Source organism: Bradyrhizobium sp. CB2312 (assembly GCF_029714425.1).
Lineage (GTDB): Bacteria > Pseudomonadota > Alphaproteobacteria > Rhizobiales > Xanthobacteraceae > Bradyrhizobium.
Genome location: NZ_CP121668.1, coordinates 5,218,505 through 5,235,659 on the forward strand (window position 1 = coordinate 5,218,505; position 17,155 = coordinate 5,235,659).

At 65.0% G+C, this 17,155-nt stretch carries 19 protein-coding genes, 1 tRNA gene and 3 pseudogenes; 12 read left to right on the plus strand and 11 right to left on the minus strand.

Annotation, left to right across the window (positions count from 1 at the left end):
• Positions 1-244: 244 nt before the first annotated feature.
• A tRNA-Arg gene (locus QA642_RS25585) sits at positions 245-321 on the plus strand.
• A 315-nt stretch (positions 322-636) separates the two neighbouring features.
• Positions 637-963 (plus strand): hypothetical protein, encoded by a 327-nt coding sequence (locus tag QA642_RS25590; protein ID WP_283079319.1) that lies wholly within the window; start codon positions 637-639, stop codon positions 961-963.
• A gap of 237 nt (positions 964-1,200) precedes the next feature.
• Here the strand turns inward: QA642_RS25590 and QA642_RS25595 are convergent, their stop codons facing one another.
• Positions 1,201-2,487, minus strand: a complete 1,287-nt coding sequence (locus tag QA642_RS25595) for a hypothetical protein (RefSeq protein WP_283079320.1) — start codon at positions 2,485-2,487, stop codon at positions 1,201-1,203.
• A 151-nt stretch (positions 2,488-2,638) separates the two neighbouring features.
• Here QA642_RS25595 and QA642_RS25600 point away from each other — a divergent pair, with 151 nt between their 5' ends.
• On the plus strand, positions 2,639-2,866 hold the full coding sequence (locus QA642_RS25600; RefSeq protein WP_283079321.1) for a DUF2171 domain-containing protein: 228 nt from the start codon (positions 2,639-2,641) through the stop codon (positions 2,864-2,866).
• A 116-nt stretch (positions 2,867-2,982) separates the two neighbouring features.
• On the opposite strand, the gene QA642_RS25605 is transcribed toward QA642_RS25600, so the two are convergent.
• On the minus strand, positions 2,983-3,201 hold the full coding sequence (locus QA642_RS25605; protein ID WP_283079322.1) for a hypothetical protein: 219 nt from the start codon (positions 3,199-3,201) through the stop codon (positions 2,983-2,985).
• A 273-nt stretch (positions 3,202-3,474) separates the two neighbouring features.
• On the minus strand, positions 3,475-3,624 hold the full coding sequence (locus tag QA642_RS25610) for a hypothetical protein (RefSeq protein WP_283079323.1): 150 nt from the start codon (positions 3,622-3,624) through the stop codon (positions 3,475-3,477).
• 238 nt (positions 3,625-3,862) lie between these two features.
• Between QA642_RS25610 and QA642_RS25615 the strand changes: the two genes are divergently transcribed.
• The gene (locus QA642_RS25615) at positions 3,863-4,024 is read left to right on the plus strand and encodes a hypothetical protein (RefSeq protein ID WP_283079324.1); all 162 of its coding nucleotides are present in this window, start codon (positions 3,863-3,865) and stop codon (positions 4,022-4,024) included.
• Positions 4,025-4,435: 411 nt separating this feature from the next.
• Here the strand turns inward: QA642_RS25615 and QA642_RS25620 are convergent, their stop codons facing one another.
• The 3 genes from QA642_RS25620 to QA642_RS25630 all read right to left on the minus strand — a co-directional run bounded on the left by QA642_RS25620 (position 4,436) and on the right by QA642_RS25630 (position 5,879).
• The gene (locus QA642_RS25620; protein WP_283079325.1) at positions 4,436-5,173 is read right to left on the minus strand and encodes a hypothetical protein; all 738 of its coding nucleotides are present in this window, start codon (positions 5,171-5,173) and stop codon (positions 4,436-4,438) included.
• 174 nt (positions 5,174-5,347) lie between these two features.
• The gene (locus tag QA642_RS25625) at positions 5,348-5,566 is read right to left on the minus strand and encodes a hypothetical protein (RefSeq protein ID WP_283079326.1); all 219 of its coding nucleotides are present in this window, start codon (positions 5,564-5,566) and stop codon (positions 5,348-5,350) included.
• A gap of 76 nt (positions 5,567-5,642) precedes the next feature.
• The gene (locus tag QA642_RS25630) at positions 5,643-5,879 is read right to left on the minus strand and encodes a hypothetical protein (protein WP_283079327.1); all 237 of its coding nucleotides are present in this window, start codon (positions 5,877-5,879) and stop codon (positions 5,643-5,645) included.
• A 265-nt stretch (positions 5,880-6,144) separates the two neighbouring features.
• Between QA642_RS25630 and QA642_RS25635 the strand changes: the two genes are divergently transcribed.
• Positions 6,145-6,492 (plus strand): DUF6481 family protein, encoded by a 348-nt coding sequence (locus QA642_RS25635; protein WP_283079328.1) that lies wholly within the window; start codon positions 6,145-6,147, stop codon positions 6,490-6,492.
• A 113-nt stretch (positions 6,493-6,605) separates the two neighbouring features.
• Here the strand turns inward: QA642_RS25635 and QA642_RS25640 are convergent, their stop codons facing one another.
• Entirely contained in the window at positions 6,606-6,848 is a 243-nt protein-coding gene (locus QA642_RS25640; RefSeq protein WP_027557981.1) for a pentapeptide MXKDX repeat protein, read from the minus strand.
• Positions 6,849-7,190: 342 nt separating this feature from the next.
• On the opposite strand from QA642_RS25640, the gene dctP reads away from it, so the two are divergent.
• The 3 genes from dctP to QA642_RS25655 are packed head-to-tail and all read left to right on the plus strand — an operon-like array spanning position 7,191 to position 10,119.
• Positions 7,191-8,213 (plus strand): TRAP transporter substrate-binding protein DctP, encoded by a 1,023-nt coding sequence (gene dctP, locus QA642_RS25645; protein WP_283079329.1) that lies wholly within the window; start codon positions 7,191-7,193, stop codon positions 8,211-8,213.
• Entirely contained in the window at positions 8,210-8,764 is a 555-nt protein-coding gene (locus tag QA642_RS25650; RefSeq protein ID WP_283079330.1) for a TRAP transporter small permease, read from the plus strand. The genes dctP and QA642_RS25650 overlap by 4 nt, the downstream gene beginning before the upstream one ends.
• Positions 8,761-10,119 (plus strand): TRAP transporter large permease, encoded by a 1,359-nt coding sequence (locus tag QA642_RS25655; protein ID WP_092216350.1) that lies wholly within the window; start codon positions 8,761-8,763, stop codon positions 10,117-10,119. The genes QA642_RS25650 and QA642_RS25655 overlap by 4 nt, the downstream gene beginning before the upstream one ends.
• Before the next feature lie 144 nt (positions 10,120-10,263).
• Here the strand turns inward: QA642_RS25655 and QA642_RS25660 are convergent, their stop codons facing one another.
• Positions 10,264-10,947, minus strand: coding sequence for a GntR family transcriptional regulator (locus QA642_RS25660; RefSeq protein WP_283079331.1), 684 nt, complete (start codon positions 10,945-10,947; stop codon positions 10,264-10,266).
• A gap of 303 nt (positions 10,948-11,250) precedes the next feature.
• Between QA642_RS25660 and QA642_RS25665 the strand changes: the two are divergent.
• Positions 11,251-11,349 (plus strand): annotated as a pseudogene (locus tag QA642_RS25665) (TRAP transporter small permease); the annotation flags it as partial.
• Positions 11,350-11,360: 11 nt separating this feature from the next.
• On the opposite strand, the pseudogene QA642_RS25670 reads toward QA642_RS25665, so the two are convergent.
• Positions 11,361-11,492 (minus strand): annotated as a pseudogene (locus QA642_RS25670) (TRAP transporter large permease subunit); the annotation flags it as partial.
• Between QA642_RS25670 and QA642_RS25675 the strand changes: the two are divergent.
• From QA642_RS25675 to QA642_RS25685, 3 genes and pseudogenes are all read left to right on the plus strand, one after another.
• Positions 11,491-12,105: pseudogene (locus QA642_RS25675) on the plus strand (TRAP transporter large permease subunit); the annotation flags it as partial. The pseudogenes QA642_RS25670 and QA642_RS25675 sit on opposite strands and share 2 nt — an antisense overlap.
• Positions 12,106-12,129: 24 nt before the next feature.
• Positions 12,130-13,113, plus strand: coding sequence for a TRAP transporter substrate-binding protein (locus QA642_RS25680; RefSeq protein WP_283079332.1), 984 nt, complete (start codon positions 12,130-12,132; stop codon positions 13,111-13,113).
• A 73-nt stretch (positions 13,114-13,186) separates the two neighbouring features.
• Positions 13,187-14,113 carry a dihydrodipicolinate synthase family protein gene (locus QA642_RS25685; RefSeq protein ID WP_027557974.1) on the plus strand — a complete coding sequence of 309 codons (927 nt, stop codon included), beginning with the start codon at positions 13,187-13,189 and terminating at the stop codon, positions 14,111-14,113.
• A gap of 125 nt (positions 14,114-14,238) precedes the next feature.
• On the opposite strand, the gene QA642_RS25690 is transcribed toward QA642_RS25685, so the two are convergent.
• Together QA642_RS25690 and QA642_RS25695 are read right to left on the minus strand one after the other, a co-directional pair.
• The gene (locus QA642_RS25690) at positions 14,239-15,150 is read right to left on the minus strand and encodes a hydroxymethylglutaryl-CoA lyase (RefSeq protein ID WP_283079333.1); all 912 of its coding nucleotides are present in this window, start codon (positions 15,148-15,150) and stop codon (positions 14,239-14,241) included.
• Between the two features lies 1 nt (position 15,151).
• A complete protein-coding gene (locus QA642_RS25695; protein WP_283079334.1) occupies positions 15,152-17,155 on the minus strand; it encodes an acetyl/propionyl/methylcrotonyl-CoA carboxylase subunit alpha in 2,004 nt (667 codons plus the stop codon).

Below are 17,155 nucleotides of genomic sequence, written 5' to 3' on the forward strand. Positions count from 1 at the left end.
CCTGATGGCGCAGCAACACCTAGCCAGTCGACCGGCAGCCGTGTCCCGGAAGCTCCTCAGCGCTTCCCGGCGATGTGAACCATCGTCCGTTGCGCTGCCGCTCAACCCGGCACCCTGACACCCCGCCGTTCCGCTTTGTCGCGGCTCGGGGGAAATCGGTTCGGTTCAGACTTGGCGAAACACCAGATTTTTCATATTGGCATGTTAGATGAACAGCCGGCCCCGAACCGGGGCGGCTCGAGACGGTCCCGTAGCTCAACTGGATAGAGTAGCGGATTTCTACTCCGCGGGTTGCAGGTTCGAGTCCTGCCGGGATCGCCAGTCTTTCCACAATCCACACACCACGATGCGCGCTCGTTGTTGCAGGTCGCAAAAAAAACGGCCCCAGCACGAATTGCCGGAGCCGCTGGAGGCCTCGACGGTAATGGGGGCCGCCAAGGCGCACGCAGGTCTAGGATGATTCGCTCATAGGGTCTGTATACCTTTGGAGATAAGCGGCACAATTGTCCCGCTGTCTGAGTGACCGAAACGCGCCTTGGTTTTTCCACACCTACGACAGGAAGTAGCTCGCCATCGTTTGGCGCCGCTAGGAATCGATAATTTGCGGGTTGCTGGCAATGTCGCTTTGATCACGGCATGCCCCGCCCGATCAGACGACACACACCGACGCACGCCGACGGCCGGCCGCTCAAGATCACGTTCGGCGAGATGCGCGAGATGGGCTTGCGCGGGGTCCTGGTCTACTGCCATTGCGGCCACCACGTTGAACTGGATGCGGGCCGCTGGCCGGACGAAATGCGGCTGTCCGACCTCGAGCAGCGGCTTGTGTGTCAGGGCTGCGGATCACGCGGCGCCGACGTGCGGCCGGACTTCGAGCGGATTGATAGCCGGCTGGCCATCATTGGCCCAACGATCTCGATAGAGCCTGGGAGGCCGCCAATTGTAAGGCGACCTTACTGTTAGAGGTCGATCTTTAGTTTCACCATCGCAAAGGCAAACAGCCCTTCAAAACTCACGAAGGCAGCAACGATCAAGGCAGCGAAAAAAATCTGATTCATGGTGGGTCTTCCCCCAAGGTGGCACGGATCGTACGGATTTATGGTTAACGAAGCCTTGAGCTCGCAACCGGAGCCAATCTTCCCTGAAAGACCCGAATTCCCGGAACGTCGTCCCTAAGCTGAAGCAACAAGCGAGGACCGGTCACGCCTCGCCAAGATCAACCTGATGCGCCCGCCACCACCGGGCGATCGCTGCGGCCAGCTCATTCCACAGCTCCGTCGGCAGATCAGGCACCGCCACCCGGACGCTGTACTCATCCGTGGTCGCATTGTGAAACCACTCGGTCGCGGCGAAATCGAACCCGAAGCTGCCGGCGTGACGGATCGGAAAACCGGCCCGGCTGAGATCGCGGCTCATGGCCTCGGCGGCTTGCCGCGCGCCCGCCTCATCGAAGGGATGCCTGGGACGGAGCGTGACATAGAGCCCGTGGGTGAAGTGGAGCTCGGCCGAGAGCGGGGCGAGCTCGCGTGCGAAATGCCGCGCCGCATGACGGCCGTTGCGCAGGATGGCTGCGACGCGCCGCTTCGTCAGGCTCCAATAGGCCGAGGTGCCCACAAACGGGGGGAAATGCGCCGGCAGCGCCGCGCCGCCGAGAAGCCGGACGGCTTCGCGCATCTCCGCCGCGAGGCGTTCGGAGTTCAGGTGTCTTGCCTGCGCACCTGTCTCGCTTTCGGCGACGAACACCGCGGAGCCGAGGCGCCCGTATTCCGCGCCGAGCGAATCCAGCTTGGTATGGCTTCGCACCATCACGACCGGGATTTGATATCGCCGCGCCCAGCGCAGGACGCGCCGGATGCGGCCCGACCGGCCGGCAAAGCAGGTCGTGTCGAAGATCAGGAGATCGAGCCCCGAACCGTCGCAGCGCAGCGCCGCTTCGAACACGCCGGCGGAAACGCAGGAATCGAGCAGGAGAATTCGCGGCGCGCCCGCGCCTGCCAGGGCATCGCCCGGCGGCAAGCTCAACGTGACGAGCCGCAAATGCCGGACAAAGCGCTCGATCAGCTCCAGCGTCTCGCCGTAGGAGCCCGGCAGCACCACGATGTTGCCCGTGGTGACGAGCCTTGCCGAGGCGAGCAGCAGCGCCGCGATCGCGGCCATGCCGGACGCGGTGTAGATGGCCTCGCTGGTGCCACCGCGCTCGGCTTCATAGAACGAGGGGCCGCTCACCTTCAGATCCGCGCGCTGGTAGTCGTAGCTGAATGCGAACGGGCCGCTGGTCGGACGGGCGCTCGCCGACCAGGATGTCTCGGTCGCCTTCCAGTCCGCCAGTTCGTGCTCGGCACGCAGTGCGGCGGCCAGCTGGAATTTCGCCGCGATGACCTCGTCCACCGAGCGCGGACAGGGCACGTTTCGTGGGCCTCTCAGGCAGCCGTTCAGGAGCCTGATCTCCTCGTGCTTCCGCCCCAGATAGGCCTCGATGGTCTCCATGCGACGCTTGATACGATCCCTGATGCGACACTCGATACGACACTTGGCAAACTTCGATCATGTTCAACGTCCGGCGCGGACCTGAGGTCCAACGCGCCGCTCTTGCAACGAAGACGCATCCGCGTCGTTGGGATCGTGCAAGGAGGACATCATGAGCCAGATCAGAGAACACATGAAAATCATCGGCAAGGACGGTGCAGATGTCGGCACTGTCGATCGCGTCGAGAGCAACCGGATCAAGCTGACGAAGAAAGACAGCCCGGAGGGTCACAAGGACCATCATCACTACATCGACATGAAATATGTCGGCGCCGTCGAGGGCGACATCGTGAAGCTGTCGGTCAATGCCGATGCGGTCCCGAAGACGGAAGCCGCATGACGGCAAGCCTCGGGCCTCCTGTCTGTTCACGGTCCGACTCCGCTTCGTTCGCGCAGCACGAATCGCGATCGCGAAATCAGCTCTTCGCAGGTCTTAACATCGGATTGCCGCGATCCTCATGCGGAGCCGCTCACCAGCACGGGTCGCAACCGGTAGGCATCGATCGCGGCGTTCGACAGCAGCAGTCTGCGCCGTTCTCCGCGCAGCATCATGCGGTCGATCTTGTTCAGGATGAAGCGGGCTGACTCCTTGTGCTCGCCCGTGAGCAGGCCGGACTGGTCGAGATATCTCCAGGCGATCTCGAAGCACTGTGCACGCAATTGAAGGTCGGTCATGGCCGCTCAACGTCGGCGCGGAACGAATGTTCCTGCGCCAGTCGAGCGCGCCGCTTGCGCAGCAGCGTACGCAACGATCGGCACTGCGGTTATTGGCAAGGGATCGCGGAACGAGATCGCGACCACGGCGTTGCCTGCAACGAAATCGAGTGGTGCCGACCTGCCTGCCCCGGTCGGCTTTGAAGGACCCCGTGCTTGTCCCCCGAGCACGGGGTTTTTCTCATGACGGGCCCTCGCGCGGCGCCCCGGCCGCGGTCATCCGCCCAAATGCAATCAGTCCGTCTCTTCGTCGCGCCGCTCGCGGGCGAGCTGGTGCCAGGCCAAGGCGAGCTGGATCAGACGTTGCCGGTCGTCGCCTTCGGAGGCGGCGGCCTGCTTCATCGCGGCCTCGGCTTCGTGCTGTGGATCGTACTTGGTACACATGCGCCCCACCCTAGCCGACCGATCTGGACAAGCGGATGGCAATTTCGTCCGTATCATTGCGGGTTGACGCTCTGGTCGCTCGGACTTGCTCCGACTCTCGGTCGGATGACGAAGCCGTGAAGCCCGGGATCATTCGGACCGATCTGTGAATTGCGTCACAGCGTGGATCCGCCATCTCCGCTAAACAGCCCTTCGACGCTTCCAGAAGCGTAACGAGGGCATGGGTGTGTTTCCCGTCATGACACAAGAGACAGCATCCGAAGCTGACGTCCCGGCGCCGCGACAACGCTCCGACCTGCTGGGCATCGCTTATCTCGGGACCATCGGCATCGTGATGCTGGCCTGGATCTGCGGCCTGGTCTGGGCCGCCATGGCGTTCTTCAGCTGGCTGGTGTCTTGATCCAGCGCGCGATGACGCGCTCCTAAAGCGCGATGAGATCAGGATGAATCGTCATCGCGCTTTAGCTTGTTGTTTGCGCATGATCTTTTCGGAAAACCGCTGCGCACTTTTCCGGATCATGCTTTAGAACAGCCAGTGCGCGAACTGCGCCAGCTTGATCCCGCCGCACACGATCATGGCCCAGAGCGCCAGACTGATCTGGATTGCATCCAGCATGTCCACATTCCCCCGCGAATCACGTCCCGACTTTTTTCTTTCGAGAATGCGCGAAGCGGCGAGGCGCGCCAGTGATAATTCGGGGTCATTGGTGTGCGCCGCCGAACCGGCGGCGGCAGGCCCCGGCGAGATGATCCCCAAAACAAAAGAGGCGGGCCTTAAGCCCGCCTCTTCGATTCAAAGGCCGTTTGACCGTCAGTAACAGGCGCGGGGATCGGCCTGTACGTACTGGCCGTTCGGATAGCGGTAGTAGCAATTGCCCTCGGCCAGATAGTAGCCCGGGCGCGAGGCCGCCGTGGCGCCGGCGATCGCGCCGGTGGCGCCGCCGATCACGGCGCCTGCGGCCGCACCGGAGGCATTGCCCGAGATCAGGCCGCCGAGCACGCCGCCGACGATGGCGCCGCCGAGCGCGCTTGCGCCGGGATCAGCCGGCGGCGGAGGCGGAGGTGGCGGCTCATAGGCGACCGGCGGCGGAGCATAGGCCACCGGCACGTCGTCGTAATACTCTTCCGAGATGTAGGCGGGCGGACCGGCCATCCGCTGCGGATAATAATACCAGATGCCGCCGACGTCCCACCACCAGCCGGAGCGGCCGTTGTGGACCTCGTGGCGCCAACGCCCGCCGTCCCAGGCGAGATTGCCGCGATAGGCGTGTCCGCCCCAGTCGCGCGCCGGAGCGGGCCCCCGGGCGTAATTGCGGCCGGGCCCCGGGCCGCCGGCGTGAGGCGGGCCGCCAGGCTGTCCGGGGGGCCGGGCGGCCTGCGGCGGCGGCCCCTTGCGCATGTTCTGGGGTGGCGCACCTGCGCCGGGCGCCGCCTGCGGCTGGGCTTGCGGTCTCGGCGGCAATGAGTCCTGAGCCTGCGCCGAAAGCGCGACAAGGGACATGGCCGAAACCACGGGAATGATGATCTTCATGCGGCTGGACGCACTCATGCGTGCTTGACCCCCTACTCTGTCGATTGCCGTGGTCCCTGGCGCGATAGACGATTCGGCTCGCGCCGGGCTGATGCCGGCTGACATAACTGATCTGCTTTGATCGGCTAAGTCCCGTTACAAATGTTTAAGATCACGGCAATTTTTGGCCTTGCGGTCGTGCTTGGATCGCTTCTAGCGAGTCGGCTCGATCACATTGCAATTGGTCCGCCCGGACATCAGGCAATCCTGCATCTTGCTGGCCGAGGTCAGATCGCGGGCGAGCCACCAGCCGATGCCGAGGATCAGAAGCGCGATGATCAGGCCGGCGATGGCGCCGCGGCGATTGTCACCGGATGGGGAGCGTGGCGGGGTTCTGGGTTTCTCGCCCGGTTCGGGCTTGGAGTCGGACATGGTGACCTGATTGCACGGGCGAGCCGGCTTTATCACCTCTGCGGCGTGGCGTCACATGCCGACAAGCCCTTGCTGCTCAACCGCGGGTCTGGCGGATCGCATCCTTGCGTGAGGTCTCGACAGCCGGGATCGCCTGGTGCGCGCGGGGCGCACAGGTCGTGAGCACGAAGGCCGTCTGGCTGCACTCCCAGCCGGCGCCCAGGACGGCGTTCTCGATCGGCTGCGGACGGGCAAACAGCAATGCGCCCCCCGCCAGCGCCGCCACCACGAAGGTGAGCGCAAGCGCCTTGAGGGTCAGCCGGAAGATGGTCATGCCCGTGCTCCATCTCGTACCGGGGCGGACGCTAGGCGTGGCGTCGTGCGCCCACTATGAGGGACATCACAATTCGGCAGTTTTTCCGGGCTACGAGAGATCGTCGGCTGGCGATTTTTCGTCTACCTGATCGGCTGCGATTATGGGTGGCTTCGCGACGCGCGCCGATGTACACGCTTCTGCGTCGCGTGGCGCCTGCTATGCCCAGCCGACGTACCAACAGGTATTGATGTAGGATTGAAAGCGAGGAAGACAAGGCTCGTTCATGAGTGGATTCAGGGAACCCGGCTTCGCAGACCGGCAAAAGGCGGCGCAGGACGCACGCAAAAATCTTTTGAACAAATTCAAGTCGCAGCCGGGCCACGACGATCCGGCGGTCGCGGCACGACGCGCCGAGCGCGAGGCACTCGCAGCCAAGCGCGCCGAGGCAAAAGCTACGCGGGAGGCCGAAAAGGCCGAGCAGAAGCGCCTCGAGGAAGAGGCCAAGGCCGCTGAAGCCGCGCGGATCGCACGCGAGGCTGAAGAAGCGATCGCGAGGCAGGCTGAACTCGAGGCCGAGCAAAAGGCCAAGCGCGACGCCCGCTACGCCGCCCGCAAGGCCAAGCGCAAGTAACGTTTACAACTCACGTTCGCTTGAGCCGAGACCAGTCCGGGGCGGTCCAAACGACCGCCTCCGGACATTCAAGAGGACGCGTTTGCCTTCGCAGACGCGACGACGGCGGAAGATCAGTTCTTCTTCATCATCCCGTCGTCTTTCTTCATCCCGTCCTTGGACATGTGGTCCTTCTTCATGCCGTCGTCCTTGGACATGGTATCCTTCTTCATGCCGTCCTTGGACATCGTGTCCTTCTTCATCATTCCGTCGTCCTTGCCCATCTTGTCCTGGGCGAAGGCGGCCGGCGACAGCGCAAGGCCGAGCGAGAGAGCGGCAGCCGAGATGCCGAGCGCGATGCGGGTACGAATGGTCATGGGTCATCTTCCTTCGAGCTGATGTTGGCCAGCGACGGATGCCGCTACCTCAAGCTCGACGGATCGGGGCCCGCGCCTGTTACGTGCGGCGCCATTTTTTTTCGCCGATGCCAAACCTGACCGCGGGACCACCGGTTCGACACAATTTCGCCTGCGTGACCCCCGCTAGTGCCGCCGACCGCCGAAGGGTGAGTGTGCGGCGCAGCAATGCCCGCGACTTGCCGCCGCATTCGGTCTCGAACTATCAGACTAGAGAATATCGGGTGGAAGACCGGCTAGGATGGGCTCAAGCCGGCCTCAAGACCCGATCACGTCAAGAACTGTCCAAGGGGATACACATTTATGTTCACGCGTCGTCACCTGCTCGCGACTGCCGTCGCAGCACCCGCCATTCTCCGCTTCGGCACCGGTACCGCGCATGCCGCGACCACGCTGAAGATCTCGCACCAATTCCCGGGCGGCACCGTCGATAAAGGCGATTTCCGCGACCGGCTCTGCCGCATGTTCGCCGCCGAAGTCAGCAAGCGCAGCAATGGCGACATCGCTGCCGAGATCTATCCGAACTCCTCGCTGATCAAGACCAACGCGCAGTTCTCCGCGATGCGCAAGGGCGCGCTCGACATCAGCCTCTATCCGATGCCCTATGCCGGCGGCGAGCTGCCGGAGACCAATATCGGCCTGATGCCCGGCCTCGTGACCACCTATGACCAGGGCATGCGCTGGAAGAAGGAGCCGGTCGGCAAGGCGCTGACCGACTTCCTCGCCGACAAGGGCATCATCCTGCTCACCTGGGTCTGGCAGGCGGGCGGCCTCGCCAGCCGCTCCAAGCCGATCGTCGCCCCCGAAGACGCCAAGGGCATGAAGGTGCGCGGCGGCTCCCGCGAGATGGACATGGTGCTCCAGACCGCCGGCGCCTCGGTGCTGTCGGTGCCCTCGAACGAAATCTACGCGGCGATGCAGACCGGCGCGTGCGACGCCGCTCTCACCTCCTCCACCAGCCTGATCTCGTTCCGGCTCGAAGAGGTCGCGAAGTCGCTGACCTCGGGCGCCGGTGCCTCCTATTGGTTCATGCTCGAGCCGCTGATGATGTCGAAGACGATCTTCGACAAGCTGCCGAAGAATCAGCAGGACGTCCTGCTCGCGGTCGGCGCCGAGCTCGAAGCCTTCGGCCGCAAGGGCGCGCAGGACGACGACGTCGAGGTCGCCAAGGTCTACGAGAAGGCCGGCGCCAAGGTCTCGGCGCTCGATGCCGCGACCGTCGGCAAGTGGCGCGACATCGCCCGCGACACCGCCTGGAAGGACTATGGCGCCAAGACCGCAACCTCGGCGAAACTGCTCAAGCTCGCCACCGATGTCTCGGCATGAGCCACGGTCCGCTTCCGGATCGTGACGACCAGGCGAGCGCTGCCGCAAGGACTGGCCTTGCGGCGGCGGTCGATCGCGGTCTCGCCGTCCTCAACCGCATCATCGTCGTGTTCGCAGCGATCGCGCTGGTCGCCGCCTGCGCCATCCTGAGCTACAGCGTGCTCAGCCGCGCGCTGTTCAAGGCCGCCAATTACTGGCAGGACGAGGCTGCGGTGTTCCTCCTGGTCGGCGCGACCTTCATGACGGCGGCCTATGTGCAACAGCACCGCGGCCATATCGGCATCGAGGCCTTTGTCGGCCTGCTGTCGCCGCTGGCGAACAGAGTTCGACTCTGGCTGGTCGATGTCGCGACGTTTTTGTTCTGCGCTTTCTTCACCTGGAAGTCCTGGACGCTCGCCCATGAGGCCTATGTCGACGGCCAGGTCTCGAACTCGATGTGGTCGCCGCCGCTCGCCATTCCCTATTCATTGATGGCGCTCGGCATGAGCCTGCTCTGCGTCCAGATCCTCGTGCAGCTTGCGCTGCCTTTCGCTGGAGCGAGGCGTTCATGAGCGTTTTCGGTATCGGCGTTGCCTACGGGATAGCAACGCTGCTCGTGATGTTTTCAGGGATGCCCATCGCGTTCGCGCTCGGCGCGGTCGCGGTCGTGTTCATGGGCATCTACATGCCCGCCGCCTCGCTCGATACGGTGACGCAGAACGTCTACGAGGAGATGGCCTCGATCACGCTATTGTCGATCCCGCTCTTCATCCTGAAGGGCGCGGCGATCGGCAAGTCGCGGGCCGGCCAGGACCTCTATTCGGCGCTGCATGCCTGGCTGCACCGCGTGCCCGGCGGCCTCGGTGTCGCCAACGTGTTCGCCTGCGCGCTGTTCGCGGCGATGGCGGGCTCCTCGCCCGCCACCTGCTCGGCGATCGGTTCGGCCGGTATCCCCGAGATGCGCAAGCGCGGCTATTCCGGCGGTTTTGCCGCCGGCATCATCGCGGCCGGCGGCACGCTCGGCATCCTGCTGCCGCCCTCGATCACCATGATCCTGTTCGCGGTCGCAGCCGAGAAGTCGCTCGGGCGGCTGTTCCTCGCCGGCATCGGTCCGGGTCTGCTGCTGGTCTCGCTGTTCGGCGCCTATGCCGTGATCCGCTTCCGCCAGGAATATGCCGCCGCCGCGGCGATCTACGAGAAAGGCGGGCCGGAGGCTCCGATCCTGCAGCGCGACGAGTACACGCTCGCCGAACGCTTCAGTGTGCTGCCGCGCGTGATCCCGTTCGTGCTGCTGCTGACCGGCGTCATGATCGCGCTCTATGGCGGCTTTGCCACGCCGTCGGAGACCGCCGGTCTCGGCGGCCTGCTGGCGCTGGCGCTGATCGCCGCGATCTACAGCGTGTGGCGGCCGGGCGATCTCGCCCCGATCATGAGATCGACGATCCGGGAATCGACCATGCTGATGATGATCATCGGCATGTCGCTGCTCTATTCCTACGTGATGAGCTACCTGCACATCTCGCAATCGGTCGCCGAATCCATCGTGGCCATGCACCTGCCGCGCTGGGAGCTGCTGTTCGCGATCCTCGTCATGGTCGTCGTGCTCGGCTTCTTCCTGCCGCCGGTCTCGATCATCCTGATGACGGCACCGATCATCCTGCCTCCCTTACGCGCCGCCAATTTCGACATCATCTGGTTCGGTGTCGTCATGACCATCGTGATGGAGATGGGGCTGATCCACCCGCCCGTCGGATTGAACATCTTCGTCATCCGCAACGTCGCGCCCGACATCCCCTTGAGCGAGGTGATCTGGGGCACCCTGCCCTTCGTGCTCTTGATGATGCTCGCGGTGCTGCTGCTCTGCTTCGTGCCGGAGATCTCGACCTGGTTGCCGGATCTCGTGATGGGGCCGGACGGGAGCAGGTAGCGGCATAGAAGCTGCCGTAGGGTGGGCAAAGCGGAGCGTGCCCACCACCTGTCGGCGATCACGGAGAGATGGTGGGCACGGCGCTACGCGCCTTTGCCCACCCTACGAGTTCTGCGCTCCGCGCAGCCGCAAGGCTAACCCACCCTACGATTTTTCCTTCCGCCGCGATCGCGGCGCGATCGCCACCACCTGCAAGAGATCCTTGCGCACGGCCTCGATGTGCCGCTCCAGGAAGCGGCAGGCTTCCTCGACCTTGTGCGCGCGGCACAGCGCGATCAGATGAGCGTGCTCCTTCTCCGCAATACCCATCGCCTTGGTGTTGGAGAGCTGCAACCGTGTGTAGCGGTCGCTGGTCTGGAGCAGCGACAGCACGATCGCGCGGGTGCGCGGCTGCGGCGCGTGGACGTAGAGCGCCATGTGGAAGTCGGCGTTGAGCTGGCCCCATTCACTGACATTGCGCGCCTTGATCGCCTTCTCGAACTGCTTGTGGATGTCGTCGAGGCCCTCGAAATCCTCCGCGCTGAAACGTGGCGCCGACTGCGCCAGCAACCGCGGCTCAAGGATGCGCCGCAGGTCGAAGACGTCGTTGATCTCGTCCAGTGACAGCTCCGAGACGATCGCGCCCTTCTGCGGCACGATCCGCACCAGGCCTTCGGCCTCGAGCTGGAACAGTGCCTCGCGCACGGGAATGCGGCTGACGCCATAGGCCTCGCCGAGCGCGTCCTGGCGGAGCTGCGAGCCGGCCGGATAGGTGCCGTCGAGGATCGCCTGCCTGAGCTGGTCGACGATCGCGGCCGACAGGGTGCGATGCTTCAGAGGCTGTTTCATCTGACCTTCTGTCTTTCCCGACTCATCGGCGCGCAGCGGTCCCTCTCTTGCATGTTGGGGCACTCAGCAAAAGCCGGTGCCCAGCAAAAGCGCGCCCTGCCGCCGAAATGACCGCAATCTCCGTTTGACACCCAAATTGTATAAATTATACATTTGGCAATCGCACGACAAATCTTCGGGGGTTGGGGCCTCTTCATGATCGAGCAGACGATGCCGGCCACGCGCGCGCTCAGCGTCCGACGTACGATCGTCCGGATGTCGAGCGCCCTGCTCGCCTTCGAGCGTCTGGCGCTGATGGGGCTGATGTACCTGCTGACCGGCCTGATCCTGGTCAACGTCGTCACCCGCTATGCGCGTTTCCCGATCTACTGGATCGATGAATCCGCGGTTTATTGCGTGGTCTGGCTGACCTTCATCGGCGCCACCTGCGCGGTCGCCGATCCCAGGATGGAGGAGATGAACATGTTGGCGAGGATGTTGACGTAGGCGAGCCCGCCCTTGAGCGAGCCGACGAACGCCATCGCCATGTCGACGATGCGCCGTGTGCTGATCCCGATCGTCATCGTCGGCACGATTCTGAGCGGCCTCGCCAATGCGACGGAATCCGCGGCCGTCGGCGCCGTCGCCGCGGCGCTGGTCGGCAAGTACTGGACCAAGGAATTCGAGTTCTCGCAGTTGCCGCAGATGATGCTGCGCAGCGGCATCTACTCGGCGATCGTGCTGTTCCTGGTCGCCGCCGCGGCCGTGTTCTCCTGGGTCCTGATCTTCGGCAAGGTGCCGCAGGAAACCGCCGGCTGGATCCAGTCCGCCGCGAAGGACCCGATCAGCTTCATGCTGATCTGCAACGTCATCCTGCTGATCATCGGCACTGTCATCGACGGCATTCCCGGCCTGATCATGACGGTGCCGATCCTGCTGCCGGTCGCAACCGACGTCTACCACATCGATCCCCGGCATTTCGGCGTGGTGGTGGTGATCAACCTCGTGCTCGGCCTTTTGTCGCCGCCGGTCGGGCTCTGCTTCTTCGTCGCGGCTGCCGTCACCGGCGCCAAGCCCGGCAAGATGTTCATGGTGACGCTGCCGTTCTTCGTCATCTCCTGCGTCCTCCTCGTGCTGCTCTCGCTCTACCCCTCGCTCTCGCTGATCCTCGTCAAATAGGCCCGTTCAAAAGGAAGCTCGACCATGCCGCTTTCACGCCGCCGCTTTCTCGCCGCCAGTGCCGCCGCATCGGTGTTTGCGCCCTCGCTGGCGCTCGCCCAGGCCAAGGAATTCCGCCTCGGCCTGATCACGCCGAACGGCCATTCCTGGAACAAGGCCGCGCTCAAGTTCGGCGATGAGCTGAAGGCCGCCACCAACGGCCGCCTGACCCTGACCGTCTTCCACTCCGGCCAGCTCGGCAACGAGCCCGCGATGATGCAGCAATTGCAGTCCGGCGCGCTCGACATGGGCTTCATCCAGGCCGCCGAGCTCGGCTCGCGCGTGCCGCACATCGCCGCGATCAATGCGCCCTACATCGTCCGCTCGACGCCGGCGGTGGCGAAATTCGTGCGGCATCCGGCGGCCATCAAACTGTTCGAGGTGCTGCCGCAGGAGACCGGCACGATCGGCCTCGGCTGGGGCATCACCGGCATGCGCGCGGTGTTCTCCTCCAAGGACCTGAATTCGCTGGCCGACATCAAGGGCATGAAGCTGCGCATCAACCCGACTCCGGTCTATCGCGATTTCTATTCCTCGCTCGGCGCAGCCCCGACGCCGATCCCGACGCCGCAGGTGTTCGACGCCATGGCCAACGGCCAGGTCGACGGCCTCGAGGCCGACCTCGAATTCTCCTGGAACCAGCGCTTCGACAAGGTGTCGAAGGTGATCCTGCAGATGAACGCCGTCTTCATGCCGATGGCGGCGGTCGTCTCCGGCCGGGTCTGGCAGTCACTCCCCGCAGCCGACCGCGAGCTGATCGCCAAGACCATCAAGACGACGCTGGACGCGCAGATCGACGAGCTCGCCGGCAACGAGCCGGCGCTGATCGAGAACTTCAAGAACGCGCCGATCCCGATCCGTCAGGTCCCCGCCGGCGACACCGAGGCCGTGATCGCCGAGTTCGACAAGATCTGGCTGCCCAAGGCGCCCGTCCTCGCCGAGCTGCGCAAGGTCGGCGCCACGCTCTGATCCCGCCCGCCATCATCTTCACCACAGCCGGCGGCCCCAGCCCCCCCGCCGGCCTACTTACCTGGAGTCAATCATGAGCCGCCGCGTTTCCTGGGAAGGCGTCTTCCCGGCCGTCACCACGCAATTCCACGACGATCTCTCGCTCGACATCGATGCGACCGCCAAGGTGATGGACGGATTGATCCGCGACGGCGTCTCCGGCCTGATCGTCTGCGGCTCGGTCGGCGAGAACACCTCGCTCGAGCGCAAGGAGAAGGTCGCAATCATGGAGACGGCGAAGTCGGTCGCGGCCGGCCGCGTGCCCGTGCTGTGCGGCATCGCCGAATTCACCACGGCGTTCGCGGTCGAGACCGCAAAGGAAGCCGCGCGCGTCGGCATCGACGGCGTGATGGTGATGCCGGCGCTGGTCTACTCGTCCAAGCCGCATGAGACCGCCGCGCATTTCCGCGCCGTCGCCAGCGCGACCGACCTGCCGGTGATGCTCTACAACAATCCGCCGATCTACAAGAACGACGTCACCCCCGACATCCTCGCCTCGCTCGCCGACGTCGAGACCGTGGTCTGCTTCAAGGATTCCTCGGGTGACACGCGCCGTTTCATCGATACCAGGAACATGGTCGGCGACCGCTTCGTGCTGTTCGCAGGCCTCGACGACGTCATCGTCGAGAGCGTCGCCATGGGCGCGGTGGGCTGGGTCTCCGGCATGTCGAACGCCTTCCCGCGCGAGGGCGAGACGCTGTTCCGCCTCGCCAGGGCCGGCCGCCTGGCCGAGGCCATGCCGCTCTACGAATGGTTCATGCCGCTCTTGCACCTCGATGCCCGCCCGGACCTCGTCCAGTGCATCAAGCTGTGCGAGCACATCATGGGTCGCGGCACCGCCCTGACCCGCCCGCCGCGCCTCGCACTGCTGCCGCAGGAGAAGGCCGAGGTCGAAGCCATGATGGTCAAGGCGCTCAAGAACCGGCCGCGCCTGCCGGATGTCGGGCTGAAGGCGGCTTAGGCGGGTTTCGTAGGGTGGGCAAAGCGAAAGCGTGCCCACCTTCTGCCAGTGATTGAGAAAGATGGCGGGCACGGCGCTACGCGCCTTTGCCCACCCTACGGCACCTGTGCGCGCCGCAAGCGGCCTTACGTCGCCGCCCGCTTCTTCTTCGCATTCAGCGCGGATGCCACCCGGCTCACCGGCGGCTTGCCGAGCACGCCGCTCATCGCATTCGTCGCCGCGAGCAGCTTCTCCATATCGACACCAGTCCTGACGCCCATGCCTTCGAGCATGTAGACCACATCCTCTGTCGCAACGTTACCCGTGGCGCCCGGCGCGTAGGGACAGCCGCCGAGGCCGCCGGCGGCGGCGTCGATGACGCGGACGCCCTCCTCCAGGCCGGCATAGAGATTGGCGAGCGCCTGGCCATAGGTGTCGTGGAAATGCATCCCGAGTTTTGCGGGCGGAATGTTGGCGGCCACCGCACGCAGCATCTCCTTCGCCTTGGCCGGGGTGCCGACGCCGATGGTGTCGCCGAGGGAGATCTCGGAGCAGCCGAGGTCCCACAGCGTCTTGGCGAGATCGGCCACCGCCTTCGGCTTGATCACGCCGTCGAACGGACAGCCGAGAACACAGGAAATATAGCCGCGAACCGGCACGCCGTCGGCTTTGGCCCGCGCCAGCACCGGCTTGAAGCGCTCGATGGACTCCGCGACGGTGCAGTTGATGTTGGCCCGCGAAAAGCCTTCGGAGGCCGCAGCGAACACCGAAACGACCTTGGCGCCGGCGGCGCGGGCGGCGTCATACCCCTTCTCGTTCGGCACCAGCACGTGGAATTCGGCGCCCTTGACGTGGGCGACGCCGCGCAGCACGGCATCGGAGCTCGCCATCTGCGGGATCGCCTTGGGCGAGACGAAGGCGCCGACCTCGACCGTATGGAGGCCGGCCGCAACCAGCGCCTCGATGAAGGCGATGCGGGCCTCGACGCTGACCGGCGTCTTCTCGTTCTGGAGGCCGTCGCGCGGCCCCATCTCGATGATGCGGACGGGATCGCTCATGTCATTCCCCCGAAGGTTCGACCACGGCGAGCTCGACGCCTTCCTGCACGATGTCGCCGACCTTGCATTTGATCGACTTCAGCACGCCGGCATAGGGCGCCCGCAGCGTCTGCTCCATCTTCATCACTTCGAGGGTCAGGATCGGCGCGCCCTTGTCGAGCTTGGCGCCCTCCTCGGCCAGCACGGCGACGACCGTGCCGGGCAAGGGCGCGGCGATCTTGTCCTCGCCGACATGCTCCTCGCTCTCGCCGCCGAACGGATCGACCCAGTGCAGGTCGAACCGGCCATTGCGCGTGCGCAAATACAGCTCGTGGCCGTCGATCACGGCGGCGACGGAGGATTTGACGCCGTCGAGCGTCAGGTCGAAGCCGCCATCCTTCGGCGCGATCGCAAACGCCAGCTCGCGGTCGCCGATCACCAGCGTGGACGGGCCGCTGCCATAGTTCAGCGTGATCTCCTGCTCCGGACCATGTCCGACGCGAAAGGCAAAGCTGCGCTGGCGGCGGCCGACCGGCTGCCAGCCAAAGGTCTGCCACGGAGAATTCGCCTCGCCTTGCGCGACCTGCCGCTCCTCGTTGACGATCGCGGCGACGGCAGCGCACAGCTCGAGCTCCCCGGGTGCCGGCGCCGCCGACGTCAGCACCGCCAGCTCGCGCTCGATGAAGCCGGTGTCGATCGCATTGGTCCGCACCTTCGGGTGCGTGATCAGGGCGGACAGGAACGGGATGTTCGTGACGATGCCGCGGACGTCGGATTCTTCCAGCCCACGGTTCAGCCGGTCGATCGCGACATCGCGCGTCGGCGCCCATGCGATCATTTTGGCGAGCATGGCGTCATAATACGGCGAGACCGCATCGCCCTCGCGATAGCCGGCATCGATGCGCAGGCCACCCGTCTCGTCAGGCAGGCGCCAGGTCGAGATCTTTCCGACCGACGGCATGAAATTCTTGGTCGGATTCTCGGCGTAGACGCGCGCTTCGATCGCGTGGCCGTTGAGCTTGATCTCGTCCTGCTTGAGCGGCAGCGCCTCGCCGAAGGCAACACGCAGCTGCCATTCGACGAGGTCGACGCCTGATATCAGCTCGGTCACGGGATGCTCGACCTGCAGGCGCGTGTTCATCTCGATGAAGAACACGTCCTTGCCGTCGGAGACGAACTCGATGGTGCCGGCGCCGACATAGTTCACCGCGCCCGCCGCTTTTCGCGCCGCGGCGCAGACGGTCTCGCGCTGGGCGGCATTGAGCGTCGGCGACGGCGCCTCCTCGATCACCTTCTGGTGCCGGCGCTGCAGCGTGCATTCGCGTTCGAACAGCGAGAGCAGATTGCCGTGGCTGTCGCCGATGATCTGCACCTCGATATGCCGGGGATTGTCGACATATTTCTCGATCAGCATGCGGTCGTCGCCGAACGCGGCCAGCGCCTCGCGCTTGGCGCTGACGATCGCGGGGCCAAGCTCGGCCGCCGAGCGCACGATGCGCATGCCGCGCCCGCCGCCGCCGGCGGAGGCCTTCACGAGAACAGGGAAACCGACCTTCTCGACCGCCTTCGCCAGGGTCGCATCATCCTGGGCCTCGCCGTGATAGCCAGGCACCAGCGGCACGCCGGCCTTCTCCATCAGCGCCTTCGAGCCGGACTTCGAGCCCATCGCCGTCATCATCTCGGCGGTCGGGCCGATGAAGACGAGGCCCGCGTCGTAGCAGGCCTGCGCGAACTCGGCATTTTCGGACAGGAAGCCGTAGCCGGGGTGCACGGCCTCGGCGCCGGTCTTCTTCGCGGCCTCGATCAGCCGCTCGACATTGAGATAGCTGTCGCGGGCGCGCGCGGGCCCGAGCAGCACGGCCTCATCCGCGAGCGCGACATGCATGGCGTCGCGGTCGGCCTCGGAATAGACCGCGACCGTGCGCAGACCCATGGCGCGCGCGGTGCGGATGACGCGGCAGGCGATCTCGCCGCGGTTGGCGATCAGGAGCGTGCGAAAACGGCGGTAGAGCTTTGAGCGGTCCAT